Below are 14,293 nucleotides of genomic sequence, written 5' to 3'. Positions count from 1 at the left end.
CACCTCAACCTACTACTTCACGATGGCCGATTCCTGGACAGCCAAATGGGACGAACGATACAGCACGGAAGCCTTTGCTTACGGGGAGTTGCCCAACCATTACTTACAAGAACAACTGGCCAAGCTGCCCGTGGGCAAGATTCTGTTCCCGGCCGAAGGTGAGGGCCGCAATGCGGTGTATGCCGCCACTCTGGGCTGGCAGGTTTCGGCCTTCGACATCAGCAGCGCCGGCCAGCAGAAAGCCCGGCAGCTGGCCGCCGCCAAAGGCGTAAGCCTGGACTACCGGGTTGGGGAGCTCTCGGCCCTGGATTTTGCCCCGGCGCAGTTCGACGTTATAGCCCTGATTTACGCTCATTTCCCGGCCAGTATCAAATCGACTTATCACCGCCAGCTCAGCACGTATTTGCGCCCGGGCGGCACCCTCATTTTCGAGGCCTTCAGCAAAAAGCATCTGGAGTACCTGGCCCGGAACGAGAAAGTCGGGGGCCCAAAGGATGTCGAGTCGTTGTTCTCCCTGGAGGAAATTCGCGCCGACTTTGCCGACTACGACTTTATCGAGCTGGCCGAAACCGAAATCGAGCTGGCGGAAGGGCTTTACCACAATGGGCAAGGGTCCGTTATCCGGTGTGTGGCCCGGAAGAACTAACTCTACCACACCTGTACTCCTAACATTCCAGTGACCTGCCTTATACAACCGCAGCAATGCTCTGGAACTGCGTCAAGCGTTAAATTATCATGTACTTGCACATTTAAAAGCAAATAAATAATGGGAGGTATAACATGTCCGATTCATGGACCATCAGGCTTTTATGAATTATGCGAACATATTCACAGGGATTTTAATAACGGGGTTATACCTGAGAGGAGGTACCTACCAGTGTGCAGAACACAACTATGTACCGACTGCTATTACGAAAACAATGTTAAAGAAATCCCATATTTGACTTATGACGAAATCTTATCACTTCCCAAAGAAGAGTATCTTATACTAGAAGATAGAATACGGACAGTTTATAATGCTATAAATAGAAGGCACATATGTGCAAACTGCTTTAAACAAGTCCAAATAATTGACGCAAAGACAACTGGCAAGGAATTGCCCTTCGAGGCCTTTGAAAACACGCTCATGTATAAGGACAAAGAAACAATCGAAGCACTAGAGCAAATTTTGAAATATAATTATAAATTTAAACAAACTATAAATCATTTTACCAATACTTTCGAAAGGAATTGGCATATAATGGGCGGAGAGGTAAGCAGCCCATTGTCAATAACATTTTATTACATAAACAAAGATGAGGATCAGAATAAAATTCTTACCTTGATAAATAATTTTTTGAAAATATTCCTCAAAAACAGCGTAAAATCATTTTTTACGAATCCGAAAACTGGATTATTGAAAAAAGAGGTAGTGGAACCAGAATTTCTAAAGGCCAGGAGAAAATACTTTTGGAAGTATTAGTTAGATAAAACACGTTGGCTGCACTGATAATAAATTTCATCTGATCAAAAACGCCCCGGAACCACTCAGGCTCCGGGGCGTTTCTGTTGCTGCTTCAGCCACTTACAGCAGCAGCTTATCAATGGAAACCGGCAGGTTGCGGATGCGCTTGCCGGTGGCGTGGTAGGCAGCGTTGGCCACGGCGGCGGCCACGCCCAGCAGGCCTACTTCGCCCAAGCCTTTGATGCCCAGCGGGTTCACCTTATCGTCTTCCTCCTCCACGAAAATCACGTCGATGTCGTGGATGTCGGCGTTGACGGGAATGTGGTACTCGCTGTAGTTGTGGTTCATGTAGCGGCCGAAACCGTGGTCCATCACGCTTTCCTCCATCAGGGCCATGCTGATGCCCCACACCACCGAGCCCAGCACCTGAGAGCGGGCCGTTTTGGGGTTCAGGATGCGGCCGGCGGCCACGGCATTTACCACGCGCGTCACGTGCAGGGTGCCCAGTTCGGGGTCTACTTTCACTTCCACGAACACCGCGTTATGGGCGTGCAGGGAGTTCTTGAGCTGGTTGACGGGGTTGGGCAGCATCGTGTTTTCGGCCTCCAGCTTGTCCTTGCCGCTGGCGGGCAGAATGTCGCGCAGCACCACGGCCTGCGTGATATCAGCGTTCAGCCGAATCTGGCCGTTGACGAATTCCACGTCCTCGTACGCCGCACCTTTCAACGGGGAGTCTTCCATCTTCTGAGCCAGCTTGAGCAGCTGCTCGCCCAGCTTGTCGCACACCTGCTTCACGGCGTTGCCGACCGAGGCGGCCGTCCAGGAGCCGCCCTGCAGCGGGGCCTCGGGCTGGTTGGTGTCGCCGAGCTTGAAGGTCACGGCTTCCAGGGGCAAGCCCAGGGTTTGGGCCGCAATCTGGGTCATGATGGTGTAGGTGCCCGTGCCGATGTCGTTGGAGCCGCTGAGTACCGTGAGGTGGCCGTCGGCCGAAAGCGAAGCACTGGCGGCGCACTTCTGGATGCTGGCATCCCAAACGCCGGTGGCCATGCCCCAGCCCACCAGCAGGTCGCCGTCGCGCATGGAGCGGGGCTCGGGGGTGCGCTGGTCCCAGCCGAATTTGGCGGCGCCTTCGTGGTAGCACTCGCGCAGCTTTTTGCTCGAAAAGTCCTTGTTGGCGTTCTGGTCGCGCTCGGCGTAGTTGCGCAGGCGGAATTCGAGCGGGTCGAGGCCGGCGGCGTAGGCCATTTCGTCCATGGCGCATTCCAGGGCAAACGAGCCGGTGGCCGCGCCGGGGGCGCGCATGTCCTGGGGCGTGTACACGTCGATTTTAGCCAGCTGGTAGGTCAGCTTCACGTTGTCGCACTGGTAGAGCATGCCCGACCAGTTAACCACGTTTTCGGTGTAGTCCTCAAATTGGGAGGTTTCGTGCAACGCGTGGTGGTGCAGGGCGGCCAGGGAGCCGTCGGGGTTGGCGCCCAGCTCCACATACTGCAGCGTGTGGGGGCGGTGGCCCATGCTGAACATCTGCTGCCGCGTCATCGACACGCGCACTGAGCGTTTGAGCTCCAACGCCGCCAGCACGGCCAGAAACAATTGATACTGGGGCCGCAGCCCCGAGCCGAAGCCGCCGCCAGTGTACTGCGACACCACGTGGGCCTCGTCCTTATTGAGCCCAAACACCTTCATGACGTACTGCTGGGAATTGAAGGCGCCCTGGGTTTTGTCGTAGATGTTGAGCTTTTTGTCGCCGAGGAATTCCACCGTGGACGCAAACATTTCCATCGGGTTGTGGTGCTGGGCCAGGTGGATATACTCGCCCTCGATGCGGTGAGCCGCGTTTTTGAGCTCCGAATCGGGGTTGCCGCGGGGTTTGGGCGGGGGTACCCAGCCGGTTTTGCCCCGGCCGGGCTCGAAGCCGTCGTCGCGCTTGGTTTCCAAGTCGGTATCGTGTTTTTCCACCTCGTAGTCGATGCGGAGCAAGCTGGCGGCGTAGCGGGCCACCTCGAAGGTTTCGGCCACGACCAGCGCCACGGGCTGCATGCTATACTTTACCTCGGCATGCTGCAGCGGCCGGAACGGGGAGCCGCCGGGGGCTACGTCGTCCTTGTAGCTGCGGTCAAACCAGGCCAGGGAAGGCACATTTTCGTGGGAAAAAACCTGCAACACGCCCGGAATGGCCAGTATTTCGTCGGCGTGAATCTTAGTGATTTTGCCTTTGGCAATCGAGCTGCTCACGATGTGGCCGTAGGCCAGATTCGGCACGTTGAACTCGGCGGCGTACTTGGCCGCGCCCGTTACTTTGGCCGGCCCATCGACGCGGTTGACGGGCTTACCGATATAGTTGGTCGTGCTCATGGATTCGAGTTGGTAAAAATGTCGGACGCGTGCTGGGTGCCTTCGGCGGCCTGCTTGAGGGCCCGCACAATGGCGCGCTTGGCTAGCTCAATCTTAAACGTGTTGTGGCCGTAGCCCTGGGCATTTTCGACCACCGCCGCCGCGGCCCGGCGGAAGGTATCTTCCGTGGCGGGCTGGCCTTTGAGCAGAGCTTCGGCCTGCTGGTCGCGCCAGGGCTTGTGGGCCACACCGCCCAGGGCCAGGCGGGCTTCTTTGATGGTGTTGCCGTCGAGCTGCAAAGCCGCTGCTACCGACACCAATGCAAAGGCGTAGGATTGCCGGTCGCGCAGCTTGAGGTAGCTGAAATTCTTGCTAAAATCCTCGTTGGGCAGGTCAATGGCCGTCACGATTTCGTCGGCGGCCAGGGTGTTATCCAGCTCGGGTTTGTCCTCGGGCAGGCGGTGGAAGTCCTCGAACTTAACCGTCCGCTCGCCCTGGGGGCCAGTGACGCGCACCGTGGCATTCAGCGCGGCCAGCCCGATGCACATATCCGAGGGGTGAGTGGCAATGCAGCTCTCAGAAGTGCCCAGAATGGCGTGAATCCGGTTGTAGCCGCCGATGGCCGAGCAGCCCGAGCCGGGCTCCCGCTTGTTGCAGGGCGTGGCCAGGTCGTAGAAATAGTAGCAGCGGGTGCGCTGAAACAGGTTGCCGCCGTTGGTAGCCATGTTGCGCAGCTGGGGCGAGGCGCCGGCCAGAATAGCCTGACTCAGCAGCGGGTAGCGTTGCTGCACCTGCTCGTCCCAGGCTGTATCGGCGTTGGTGGCCAGGGCGCCCAGGCGCAGGCCGCCGTCGGGAGCGGCTTCGATGGATTTGAGGGGCAGGTGGTTGAGGTCGATGAGGCGGGTGGGCCGCTCCACGTTTTCCTTCATCAAATCCAGCAGGTTGGTGCCGCCGGCAATGAATTTAACGCCCTCGTCGGCCGTCTTTTCCCGGACGGCCGCTTCCACGCCACTGGCGCGGGTATAAGTGAAACTGTTCATCAGGTGAGATGGTGAAATAGTGAAATGGTGAGTTTTTGTTCTGCTGGTGCAATGGCGGGGTCAAAGCGACACCTCACCCTTGCACCAACTCACTATTTCACCGTTGCTGATTCAGCACTTCCTCAATGGCCGACACGATGTTAGTGTAAGCCCCGCAGCGGCAGAGGTTGCCGCTCATCAGCTCCCGGATTTCGGCGGTGGTTTTGGCCTTGCCCTCGGTGAGCATGCCCACGGCCGAGCAGATCTGGCCGGGGGTGCAGTAGCCACACTGAAATGCGTCGTGGTCGACAAAGGCCTGCTGCAGCGGGTGGAGCTTTTCCTCGGTGCCTAAGCCTTCGATGGTCGTGATGTCGGCGCCTTCCTGCATCACGGCCAGCGTGAGGCAGGAGTTGATGCGCTTGCCGTCGACGAGCACCGTACAGGCCCCGCACTGGCCATGGTCGCAGCCTTTTTTGGTGCCGGTCAGGTCCAGGTATTCGCGCAGAGCATCGAGCAAGGTGGTCCAGGGGGCAATTTGCAGCTGCCGCTCCACGCCGTTTATTTTCAGCGTGACGGTGCCCGTGGGTGGCGGCAGGGCAATAGTAGAAGTGCCCAAGGGTGCTTGGGAAGTGGTTGTACTCATAAGATGGCGCGGATAAGTGAGGTGAAAGAATAGAGCCGGGCGAGTAGGTTCAGGGGCGGGGCACGCACCAGCCGCAGCTGAGGGTGACCAGCCAAGCTGAACTCTATTTGCTTACGCCCGGAAGCTGGCCATTGTTGAGGCGGCAGTGCCTCTTTTTGCAGCTTTTGTCTTATTTATACTAATTATAGGTAAAACCCAGCCCCATTCCTGAACCCGCCGAAACCGTATTCGGCCCCGGCAGCCCCGGCCGGCCGGGTCATTCACATTCGGCCTTGGGCCCGGCCTTTTTTACGTCATGACAACCGGCACTCGAAGCCGGACATCTTCTAGCCGAAGCCGCAGCCTGGCTTAGCGGCGGGTAGAGCGTCGACGGCTTTTTTTGGCCTTTACGCCAGCGGTGGCCCTGGGCCGGGTTCCCGCTTGACGAGGGCAAGCAGTGCAAGCAGCACCGCCGCACAGCCATACAGTAGCCCAACTGGCGCAATCTTTACCTGACCGGGGTTGTTGCCATCGGCGAGGACTACGCTATGCATGCCCCGCCACTGCCCCACCATGCCGCTCACAAGCAGCAGCAGGCTTACGCTCAGCAGCAGCTTTGTGCCGTTCTTATCAAGCCAGGCGCGGGATTTTTGCATGGAGGCAGCTATTTGCAGGGGCAAAGGCAAAGATACTGCCCGCGGGTTTAGGGCCCGGCGCAACCAAGCCGGCGGCTGCTAGTACACGGAAAGTCTACGGCCGCCCCGGCGCCCCTACCCGCAACCTGCCTTGCTATGAACACCATCGTCACGCTGACCCTAAACCCGACCGTCGACAAAAGCACGACGGCCGACCAGATTATTCCCGACCAGAAAATCCGCTGCGCCGCGCCTAAGTTTGAGCCCGGCGGGGGTGGTATTAACGTGTCCAGGGCCCTAAGACGGCTCGGCTCCGACTCGCTGGCGGTGTTTCCGGTGGGCGGGCCCAGCGGCACGCTGCTGCGCGAGCTGCTCACCCAGGAAAATATCCGGCAGGCCCCGGTGGAAATGGTCAGCCGCACCCGGGAGAATTTCATTGTCGTCGACGCGGCCAGCGGGCAGCAATACCGCTTCGGCATGCCCGGCACGGCCCTCTCGGCCGAGGAGCAGCACCAGATTCTGCAAACTCTGAAGCACATTGATCAGCTGCCGGAGTTTTTGGTAATCAGCGGCAGCCTGCCGCCGGGCGTCGAGCCTGAGTTTGTGGTAAAAGTGGTGCGCGCAGCCAAGGAGCGGGGCGTGAAAGTGGTGGTCGACACCTCCGGCCCGGCTCTGCTCCGCGTGCTGGAAGAAGGCGTATTCCTGGCCAAGCCCAACGTGGGGGAGCTCAGCAAAATGGCCGGCGTCGATGAGCTCGACAACGAGGCCGTGGCCGAAGCCGCCCACCGCCTGGTGCGCGAGGGCAAGGCGGAAATTGTCGTCGTGTCGCTGGGGCCGCAGGGGGCCTGCGTGGTCACGAAGGAGCTGGTGGACCACGTGCCGGCCCCGGCCGTGAAGCGGCGCAGCACCGTGGGCGCCGGCGACAGTATGGTTGCCGGCCTGGTGCACGGGTTGGCTTCGGGCCTCTCGGTGCGGGAAGTGGTGCGCCTGGGCGGGGCCTGCGGCTCGGCGGCCACCATGAACCCGGGCACCGAGCTGTTTCGGCGCGCAGACGTGGATAAGCTCTACCACTGGCTGCTGCAAACCATGCCCGCGGCGGCGGCGTAGCGCGGGCGGCAGCGGCTGGGAACCACAAAACTCTATATTTACACCCTTCCCCTGCCTGCTTGCTATGATGGATTCCGCCTCTCCGACCCCGTGGCCGGCCCTGCCCGCCGCTGCCTGGCAAGACACCCGCCAGACCCTGCACCTGTGGACGCAAATCGTGGGTAAGACCCGCCTGGCGCTGAGCCCCATGCTCAACCACTGGTGGCAGGTACCGCTTTACGTCACGCCCCGGGGACTGTCTACCGGCCCGATGCCTACTGCCGCCGGCTCCTGCGAAATCGTGTTCGACTTTCGCCGCCACCAGCTGCGCCTGCACACCAGCGCCGGCCAGCAGTGGGACATGCCGCTGCAGCCCCGGTCCGTGGCCGACTTTTACCGGCACTACCGCGCCCTGCTGCGCGAGGCGGGCATCCACGTCCGGATCTGGCCTGTGCCGGTGGAAATAGAGGACGTGACGCCGTTTGCCGAAGACGAGCACCACCGGGCCTACGACGCAACGGCCGTAGAGCGTTTCTGGGACGTGCTGCTGCAGGCCGACCAAGTGCTCAACGAGTTTCGGGGGCGCTTTATGGGCAAGTGCAGCCCGGTGCACTTTTTCTGGGGCTCGTTTGACCTGGCCGTCACCCGCTTCTCGGGCCGCCCGGCCCCACCCCACCCCGGCGGCATGCCCAACCTGGCCGATTGGGTGACGCGCGAGTCGTACTCGGCCGAGCAGTGCGCCGCCGGCTGGTGGCCCGGCGGCAACGGGCAGGAGGCGGCTTTCTACAGCTACGCCTACCCCGGCTTGCCCGAACTTGCCCACGCCGCAGTGCAGCCCGCCGCCGCGTTTTTCAGCCCCGAAATGGGCGAATTCTTTCTGCCCTACGAAGCGGCCCGCCTGGCTCCCGACCCGCGCCAGGCCGTCCTCGATTTTCTGCAGAGCACCTACGTGGCCGCCGCCGAGCTGGCCCATTGGGACCGGCCGGCGCTGGAACGCCCCTAGCTGCTGTCCGTGTCCTTGCCGTTGACTTTTTCTGGTTCTGCCCGCCGGCCACATGCTCCGCTGGCCTTTCCTCTCCTACCTGATGCCTCTCAACCTCCAACCCCGCCTCGAAAACCAGCAGGTGCTGCTGCTTCCCCTGCAAGCCGACGACTTTGCAGACTTGTACGCGGCAGCTTCCGACCCCAAGATCTGGGAGCAGCACCCCAACAAGGACCGGTGGCAGCGGGAAGTATTTCAAACGTTCTTCGAAGGCGCGCTCCAGAGCCAGGGCGCCTTTAAGATAGTGGACAAAGCAACCGGCGCAGTGGCCGGCAGCACCCGCTTCTACGGCCCCGACGAGCAGGACGCCAGCATCCACATCGGCTACACGTTTTACGCCACCCGCTACTGGGGCACGGGCCTCAACCTGCTGGTGAAGGGCCTGATGCTGGACTACATCTTCCAGTTCGTTGCGCAGGTGTATTTCCACATTGGCGCCGTCAACCGCCGCTCCCAGATTGCCATTGGCCGCCTGGGCGCCGAAAAGATTGCCGAGGAAGAAATAGCCTACTTCGGCGAAGCGCCCAAGCTCAACTTTGTGTACCGGCTGGGCAAAGAAGAGTGGCTCACTCGCGCGCAGAGCGGCCCCGCCGGCCGATAAAGCTGCCGGCTTGGCTTCTGGCCCCGGCAGCCCGCCGTGCCCATGCACGTAGACCCTTATTCCTGTGCATTCTATCAAGTCAAAATTCCACGATATCGAGCTGATTCACTACGGCTGCGTGGAGCCCAACAACGGCCGCATGCTCTGGGAAGTGGATTTGAAAATCAACGGGGAGCTGGTCACCGAAAAGTACTTTGGGGGCTGGCCCCGCACCGACATGCCCGATAAGTATGAGCCGGATTCCCCGGACGGCCGCTTTTTCTTTATTGCCGAAGAAGGCGGGGGCTTTGTCCTCGACACGCACCACGACTTCAAGGCCATCGGCTTTTCGTGCCTGGGGCCCAGCGCGGCCACTTTCCGGGGCAATATCTACTCCGACCGCTACCTGTTTCTGGTGCATTACCACGAAGTCATTCTGTTCGACCTGACCACGCTGACCCAGCGCAGCCTGGCTTTTCCGGACCTGGGCGTCCGCTGGATCCGACTCCTGGACGATTCCCGGTTTGAAATTCTGTACCAGGACCCCGAGACCCGGCAACAAGCCGCCCGGCTGGTGGTGCTCTAACCGAACTGCGGCGCGTTTTTGCGCGTTTGTTCCTAACTTACCGTAGTCTTAAGAACTTTTTTCCGCATGCCTGCCGCTTTGTCGATGTCGCCCGAAACCCGAATGCTCACCCGCAAAGAAATTGAGGCGCGGGCCCAGGCCGTGCTGCAGCAGGCCGGGGCGGCGGCTAACCTGCCCATCGACCCGGTGAGCCTGGCCCAGCAGCACGATATTACCGTGCACAACGCCGAGTTTGCCCAGGACAGCCTTTCGGGTATGATTACCAAGCAAAGCAGCGGCACCATCATCCTGGTCAAAGGCTCGGACCCGGCCAGCCGCAAGCGGTTTACCATTGCCCACGAGCTGGCCCACCACTTCCTGCACCTGGCCGAAGCCGACGGCTCCTTCGTCGACAGCACCATCAACCTGTTTCGGGAGCAGTTTTCCGACTCGATTCCCGACGCCGACCGGGCCCGTGAAATTGAGGCCAACCGCTTTGCCGCCGCCCTGCTCATGCCCGAGCCCCTGATGCGCCGCGAGTTTGCCCACAACCCCGACATCGACTATCTGGCCTGGCGCTTTGGCGTGTCGGAGCAGGCCATGGGCTACCGCATGGCGGAACTAGGCTTGCGCTAAGGATGGCCGACTTACTCCAAGCCCTGCCGCCCGAACTGCGCAACCAAGTGGCCGCCGTGGGCGAGCAGGTCAACCCCGGGGAGCTCGAATCCTTTGAGCGCGTGACCCGGGCCCGCGACCAGAGCTACAAGCTGCAAACCCTGGTGACGGCCTGGAAACAGCAGCACGAGGCCGAGCGCAGCCTGCGCCAGAAAGTGGCCTGGTGCATTCTGGGGGCCCTGGCCTTCCAGATCCTGCTGGTCAACACCTGCTTTTTCCTCATCGGCTTCAACGTGCTGCACGTCGACGCGGACTTGTCGAAAATCTTCGTGCTGGCCGTCTTCGCCGAAATCGTGTCGATGGTGCTGATTGTGCTGCGCTACCTGTTTCCGCAGGTCGGCACCGAGTTTTTACAGCTGATTAAGGAGCTCTAAGCAACGTCGGGCAGCCCGACCACCCGCCGCTCGCGCAGTGGTAGGCTGATCTTGGGATGCTGCTCACCGGCTTCAGTACGGAAGCAAAATAGTCGGGGCCCGCTCACTTGGTAGTGACGGGCCCCGGATTCAATCTAGGATAGCTAAATAAGGGTAAGCGTAGGATTGCGAATTGCGCTGATGAATTGGGTAATTGGTGTCCCAAAGTAGGCGCCCCAATTTCCGGCAACCAATCCAGCTTTTCGGTTTTGTAGACTTTACAAAATAACCCGTCGGGCGGCGCAAAACTAACCAAGGGCCCTTTAAATAGCCGTAAGTGGATATTAGCCACTCCGCCACGGCCCCGGAGCCGAGACTTTTCACTCCGCCTATTTACCTGCACTTTTCGAGTAAATAGTTGTTCCTCTCCCAGTCTGGCAGGGTACTCCACGCCATTCAGGCCTCCAGCGGCAGCTGGGTCGTAACCGCAATCCGGTTCCAGCCATTGATAACGATAATAGCCATCAGAGCCTGGGCCACGTACTGCTCGCCGCAGGCGGCCACGGCCTGCTGGTAGGTAGCGTCCGAAACGCCACCCTGGCTGAGCAGCGTGACTTCCTCGCAGAGGGCCAGCAGGGCTTTTTCCGCGGGCGTAAACAGCGTCGTTTCCCGCCAGGCCGGGAGCAGGTAGAGCCGCTGCTCGGTTTCGCCATCCTTGCGGGCTTCCTTGCTGTGCATGTTGAGGCAGTACGCGCAGCCGTTGAGTTGGGAAGCCCGCATTTTCAGCAGGTGCCGGTGGGTGGCGCTGAGCCCGGTGCCGGCCAGGTATTTTTCGAGGCCGAACATGGCTTTGTAGGATTCGGGCTCGAGGGCTTGCAGGTTGAAACGCATGGTCAACAAGAGGTTAGGTTGAAGAATGCATCAAAGGTCCGCGCTGCCCCGCCGTTTCTCCTTAATCTAGATTAAGAAATGCCGGCCCTCTGCTCAGGCTCCACCTTTGCCCGGATCTTGCTCAAAAATTCGGGCGTAAAGCCCAGAAACGACGCCAGCATGTACTGGGGCACCCGCTGCACAAATCCCGGCCAGGCGTGGCTGAAATGCCGGTAGCGCTCCTCCCCCGACATGCTATACAGAAACTTGATCCGGAACAGGGCCGCCGCGGCTGCCCGCTGCAGTACCAGCCGGAAGTAGCGCTCCAGCGGCGGCAGCCGCCGAAACACCTCCTCCTGCACGTCCTGCGCCAAGACCACTACCTGCGTAGCCTCCACGGCCTGAATATTGAACTGCGAAGCCTGCCCGGTATCGAGGCTGGCGTAATCGGTCAGCCACCAGTTTTCGATGCCGAACAGAATGGTTTGCTCCGTGCCTTTCTCACTCACCAGGTAAGTGCGCAGGCAGCCCTGCAGCACAAAATAGTTAGCGGCGCACACCTGCCCTTCCCGCAACAGATGGTCTTTGCGGCCAATGGTCTGCACCCGCAGGTACGAGCACAGCAGTGCCTCCTCCGACTCGGTCAGGGCAACGTAACGGGCAATGTGGGCCAGTAGGGGCGCGTACATAGCAGGAAGATATCTGGCGGGCACCATACTACAAATTTTCCGGGCGCCTGAGTTGGGTTCGACTACCGGCAGGCCCGGCCTAACTCCGCCCCAGCAGCCCACCACGCCGCTCCCGCTCACTCCAAGTCTTTGCCGACGAAACCATTAGCACCACTTCAAGTAAAAATATCTTGCCCTTACTTTGAAATACAAAGTTCTTTCACTTGCTTTGTTTCGCTGCTGCGCAAGTGCCTCCGGCCCAGGCGTGGTGGCCGGCTCCGGCGCTTTTCTCCTGCCTCAAACTCCTAGCTTTTCTCGTCATGAACCTCACCAAAAGCCTGCTGCGCGTGGCCCTGGCCACCGGCCTCCTGCTCCTGATTCCGTTGGTAGCCATGCAGTTCACCGCCGAAGTAAACTGGACCCTCTCCGACTTCGTCTTCGCCGGCGTTTTGCTCTTCGGGGCGGGCCTGGTGTTTGTCCTGGCTGCGCGCCTGGCTACCAACCCGCTCTACCGGGCAGCCGCCGGCGTGGCCGTGGCCGCGGGCCTGTTGCTGGTGTGGGCCAACGCGGCCGTCGGCCTGGTGGGCAGTGAGCATAACCCCGCCAATAAGCTCTACGCCGGGGTCCTGGCCGTCGCCTTTATTGGGGCCCTGGTGGCCCGCTTCCGACCCCGCGGCATGTCCAACGCCATGTTTGCCGCCTCCCTCACCTACCTCGTTATTACCGCCCTGGCCCTGTTCGTCTGGACGCCCGCCGGGGCCGCCGCCGAGCCCTCGGTTCACCTCTTAAACGTCGTCGGGGCCAACGCCGGGTTTGCCGCCCTCTGGGCCGTATCGGGCTGGCTGTTCCGCCGCGCCAGCGGCCCTGCGTCCTCCCTGCAGCAGCGCCTGGCGTAAGCCGGGAGTCGGCGTCACCCCACCAGGTTTCTTCCCAGCATTCTTCCCATGACCCTGGCTTCCCCGTTTCCCCCGCTACTTGCGCTGGCGGCCCTGCTGCTTACCCCGGGCCGCCCCGCGAGTACCGCGCACTTCGTTACGGCCGGCATCGCGCTACTGGGCGCGGGCCTGCTGGGTCTGGTCGTGGCCGGCTGGTCCCGCAGGGGCGCCTACCGCCTGGCCGTCGGCGTCACCGTGGCCGCTTCCCTGCTGCTGGTGTGGGGCAACCTGGCCGTGGGCTTCATTGGCAGCGAAGACAACCCCGCCAACCTGCTTTACGCCGCCGTGCTGGTCGTCGGCTTCGTCGGGGCCGCAGTAGCCCGGCTCCGGCCCCTGGGCATGGCCCGCGCCCTGCTGGCCACCGCCCTTGCCCAGTTTGCCGTGCCGTTTGTGGCCCTGCTGATCTGGCGGCCGGCGCTGAATATGGGCGTGGTCTGGGTACTCGTGCTCAACACCCTCTTTGCCGGCCTGTGGGTGGCCGCGGCCCGGCTGTTTCGCCGCGCTGCCGCCCCCGGCTCCCCTACCAGCCCCCGGTTGGCTTAATTCCGAAGTTCCCCCGCCCGCTTCCTGTGCTGCAACGGGGTGGTGAGGGTGGAAAAGTTGAAGAAAATACCCCCTGGCCGGGTTCGGCGGCCTGCCCCTGGTTGTTCCCCGCAACCCGCCCGGCAGGCCCCCGAACCCGGCCTTTTTGTTGCCGGCTCCAAACGTGGGGCACCCCCGAATGCCTGCCGCCAACCATACGTGAGCAGCCAGTCCCCCCAAACACCCCGCCGCAGTATTGCCCCGACCCGACGCACAAACGCCCGCTGACTCGGGAAAGTCAACGGGCGTTTCTGTCTCAAGCCGGCCGCTTATCAGGCAGCGCAGGCAGCGGCCGGGTGCTTAGCAGTCGGTGCTGGTTACTGGTACGTTGTTGATCTGCTTACCGCCGTAGCTGAAGCCACCCTGGCCGTTCCAGTCCGAACCCACGACCATGTGGGCCGTGAACTCCGCCTGGAAGGTGCCAATGGCGGGCGGCGGAACACTATAAATGTACGAGCCGGTCAGCTGCACAACCTTGGTTTCCTTGGCACCCCACACCAGCTCCGAGACGGTGCCCTGGACGTTGTAAACCTCAATATCGGAGCCCGGGCCCTGAATGGCCTGGGTGATGTGCACGGCGCCTACTACCTTGCCGCCCGCGGGGTTGACCAGCAGCGAGAAATGAGCAATAGGAGCCCCGGGCATCCCGGCGTTGCCGATGGTGCCGCAGGCGCGGTAAAGACTAGCCAAAGGGGCTTCGGAGGTGCTAGCTACGGGGGCTTCGGGGGTGGCTGACAGAGTGGTTGACATAAAAGGGGTTGGTTGGGCAGGTTTCCTACTCTCTTGCTTCGGCTTTTCGGATTCCGCCGGTGCCCGCCGGTTTTACCCCGGTCAACACAGTTGTAAAGGAACGGCCCGCCCAGCAGTCTATTCCCGGTAGAAA

The 14,293-nt window shown here is 61.0% G+C and carries 17 protein-coding genes; 10 read left to right on the top strand and 7 right to left on the bottom strand.

What is annotated here, in order from left to right; translation table 11 throughout:
* The first annotated feature begins 22 nt into the window (after positions 1-22).
* Complete coding sequence (locus CLV45_RS00150; protein ID WP_100334379.1) at positions 23-646, top strand: class I SAM-dependent methyltransferase; 624 nt, start codon at positions 23-25, stop codon at positions 644-646.
* Between the two features lie 120 nt (positions 647-766).
* Positions 767-1,462: a hypothetical protein gene (locus CLV45_RS00145; protein ID WP_157807189.1), complete on the top strand. Its 696-nt coding sequence runs from the start codon at positions 767-769 to the stop codon at positions 1,460-1,462.
* Between the two features lie 102 nt (positions 1,463-1,564).
* Here the strand turns inward: CLV45_RS00145 and CLV45_RS00140 are convergent, their stop codons facing one another.
* From CLV45_RS00140 to CLV45_RS00125, 4 genes are all read right to left on the bottom strand, one after another.
* Positions 1,565-3,799: a xanthine dehydrogenase family protein molybdopterin-binding subunit gene (locus CLV45_RS00140; RefSeq protein ID WP_100334377.1), complete on the bottom strand. Its 2,235-nt coding sequence runs from the start codon at positions 3,797-3,799 to the stop codon at positions 1,565-1,567.
* Positions 3,796-4,818: an FAD binding domain-containing protein gene (locus tag CLV45_RS00135; protein WP_100334376.1), complete on the bottom strand. Its 1,023-nt coding sequence runs from the start codon at positions 4,816-4,818 to the stop codon at positions 3,796-3,798. The genes CLV45_RS00140 and CLV45_RS00135 overlap by 4 nt, the downstream gene beginning before the upstream one ends.
* 97 nt (positions 4,819-4,915) lie before the next feature.
* A complete protein-coding gene (locus CLV45_RS00130; protein ID WP_100334375.1) occupies positions 4,916-5,440 on the bottom strand; it encodes a (2Fe-2S)-binding protein in 525 nt (174 codons plus the stop codon).
* Positions 5,441-5,826: 386 nt separating this feature from the next.
* Entirely contained in the window at positions 5,827-6,075 is a 249-nt protein-coding gene (locus CLV45_RS00125; protein ID WP_100334374.1) for a hypothetical protein, read from the bottom strand.
* A 135-nt stretch (positions 6,076-6,210) separates the two neighbouring features.
* Between CLV45_RS00125 and CLV45_RS00120 the strand changes: the two genes are divergently transcribed.
* The 6 genes from CLV45_RS00120 to CLV45_RS00095 all read left to right on the top strand — a co-directional run bounded on the left by CLV45_RS00120 (position 6,211) and on the right by CLV45_RS00095 (position 10,376).
* Entirely contained in the window at positions 6,211-7,161 is a 951-nt protein-coding gene (locus CLV45_RS00120) for a 1-phosphofructokinase family hexose kinase (protein WP_100334373.1), read from the top strand.
* 64 nt (positions 7,162-7,225) lie between these two features.
* The gene (locus CLV45_RS00115) at positions 7,226-8,143 is read left to right on the top strand and encodes a DUF5996 family protein (RefSeq protein ID WP_100334372.1); all 918 of its coding nucleotides are present in this window, start codon (positions 7,226-7,228) and stop codon (positions 8,141-8,143) included.
* Positions 8,144-8,195: 52 nt separating this feature from the next.
* A complete protein-coding gene (locus CLV45_RS00110) occupies positions 8,196-8,783 on the top strand; it encodes a GNAT family N-acetyltransferase (protein ID WP_245882496.1) in 588 nt (195 codons plus the stop codon).
* Between the two features lie 64 nt (positions 8,784-8,847).
* Positions 8,848-9,348 (top strand): hypothetical protein, encoded by a 501-nt coding sequence (locus CLV45_RS00105; protein ID WP_100334371.1) that lies wholly within the window; start codon positions 8,848-8,850, stop codon positions 9,346-9,348.
* 66 nt (positions 9,349-9,414) lie between these two features.
* Positions 9,415-9,963: an ImmA/IrrE family metallo-endopeptidase gene (locus tag CLV45_RS00100; protein ID WP_100334370.1), complete on the top strand. Its 549-nt coding sequence runs from the start codon at positions 9,415-9,417 to the stop codon at positions 9,961-9,963.
* 2 nt (positions 9,964-9,965) lie between these two features.
* Positions 9,966-10,376: a hypothetical protein gene (locus CLV45_RS00095; RefSeq protein ID WP_100334369.1), complete on the top strand. Its 411-nt coding sequence runs from the start codon at positions 9,966-9,968 to the stop codon at positions 10,374-10,376.
* Between the two features lie 435 nt (positions 10,377-10,811).
* Here the strand turns inward: CLV45_RS00095 and CLV45_RS00090 are convergent, their stop codons facing one another.
* Positions 10,812-11,246: a carboxymuconolactone decarboxylase family protein gene (locus CLV45_RS00090; protein ID WP_211289881.1), complete on the bottom strand. Its 435-nt coding sequence runs from the start codon at positions 11,244-11,246 to the stop codon at positions 10,812-10,814.
* 71 nt (positions 11,247-11,317) lie between these two features.
* The gene (locus tag CLV45_RS00085) at positions 11,318-11,914 is read right to left on the bottom strand and encodes a Crp/Fnr family transcriptional regulator (protein ID WP_100334368.1); all 597 of its coding nucleotides are present in this window, start codon (positions 11,912-11,914) and stop codon (positions 11,318-11,320) included.
* A 299-nt stretch (positions 11,915-12,213) separates the two neighbouring features.
* Between CLV45_RS00085 and CLV45_RS00080 the strand changes: the two genes are divergently transcribed.
* A complete protein-coding gene (locus CLV45_RS00080) occupies positions 12,214-12,789 on the top strand; it encodes a hypothetical protein (RefSeq protein ID WP_100334367.1) in 576 nt (191 codons plus the stop codon).
* 48 nt (positions 12,790-12,837) lie between these two features.
* Positions 12,838-13,371 (top strand): hypothetical protein, encoded by a 534-nt coding sequence (locus CLV45_RS00075; protein ID WP_100334366.1) that lies wholly within the window; start codon positions 12,838-12,840, stop codon positions 13,369-13,371.
* 339 nt (positions 13,372-13,710) lie between these two features.
* Here the strand turns inward: CLV45_RS00075 and CLV45_RS00070 are convergent, their stop codons facing one another.
* Positions 13,711-14,160: a DUF1842 domain-containing protein gene (locus tag CLV45_RS00070; RefSeq protein WP_100334365.1), complete on the bottom strand. Its 450-nt coding sequence runs from the start codon at positions 14,158-14,160 to the stop codon at positions 13,711-13,713.
* Positions 14,161-14,293: the final 133 nt, after the last annotated feature.

Source organism: Hymenobacter chitinivorans DSM 11115 (assembly GCF_002797555.1).
Lineage (GTDB): Bacteria > Bacteroidota > Bacteroidia > Cytophagales > Hymenobacteraceae > Hymenobacter > Hymenobacter chitinivorans.
The sequence above is the reverse complement of the archived record's forward strand: the minus strand, read 5'-3'. Positions and strand labels throughout refer to the sequence as shown.

Coding starts and splice junctions, on each gene's coding strand:
- CLV45_RS00150 (WP_100334379.1), top strand. CDS start 23: ATGGCCGATTCCTGGACAGCCAAATGGGACGAACGATACAGCACGGAA.
- CLV45_RS00145 (WP_157807189.1), top strand. CDS start 767: ATGGGAGGTATAACATGTCCGATTCATGGACCATCAGGCTTTTATGAA.
- CLV45_RS00140 (WP_100334377.1), bottom strand. CDS start 3,799: ATGAGCACGACCAACTATATCGGTAAGCCCGTCAACCGCGTCGATGGG.
- CLV45_RS00135 (WP_100334376.1), bottom strand. CDS start 4,818: ATGAACAGTTTCACTTATACCCGCGCCAGTGGCGTGGAAGCGGCCGTC.
- CLV45_RS00130 (WP_100334375.1), bottom strand. CDS start 5,440: ATGAGTACAACCACTTCCCAAGCACCCTTGGGCACTTCTACTATTGCC.
- CLV45_RS00125 (WP_100334374.1), bottom strand. CDS start 6,075: ATGCAAAAATCCCGCGCCTGGCTTGATAAGAACGGCACAAAGCTGCTG.
- CLV45_RS00120 (WP_100334373.1), top strand. CDS start 6,211: ATGAACACCATCGTCACGCTGACCCTAAACCCGACCGTCGACAAAAGC.
- CLV45_RS00115 (WP_100334372.1), top strand. CDS start 7,226: ATGATGGATTCCGCCTCTCCGACCCCGTGGCCGGCCCTGCCCGCCGCT.
- CLV45_RS00110 (WP_245882496.1), top strand. CDS start 8,196: ATGCTCCGCTGGCCTTTCCTCTCCTACCTGATGCCTCTCAACCTCCAA.
- CLV45_RS00100 (WP_100334370.1), top strand. CDS start 9,415: ATGCCTGCCGCTTTGTCGATGTCGCCCGAAACCCGAATGCTCACCCGC.
- CLV45_RS00095 (WP_100334369.1), top strand. CDS start 9,966: ATGGCCGACTTACTCCAAGCCCTGCCGCCCGAACTGCGCAACCAAGTG.
- CLV45_RS00090 (WP_211289881.1), bottom strand. CDS start 11,246: ATGCGTTTCAACCTGCAAGCCCTCGAGCCCGAATCCTACAAAGCCATG.
- CLV45_RS00085 (WP_100334368.1), bottom strand. CDS start 11,914: ATGTACGCGCCCCTACTGGCCCACATTGCCCGTTACGTTGCCCTGACC.
- CLV45_RS00080 (WP_100334367.1), top strand. CDS start 12,214: ATGAACCTCACCAAAAGCCTGCTGCGCGTGGCCCTGGCCACCGGCCTC.
- CLV45_RS00075 (WP_100334366.1), top strand. CDS start 12,838: ATGACCCTGGCTTCCCCGTTTCCCCCGCTACTTGCGCTGGCGGCCCTG.
- CLV45_RS00070 (WP_100334365.1), bottom strand. CDS start 14,160: ATGTCAACCACTCTGTCAGCCACCCCCGAAGCCCCCGTAGCTAGCACC.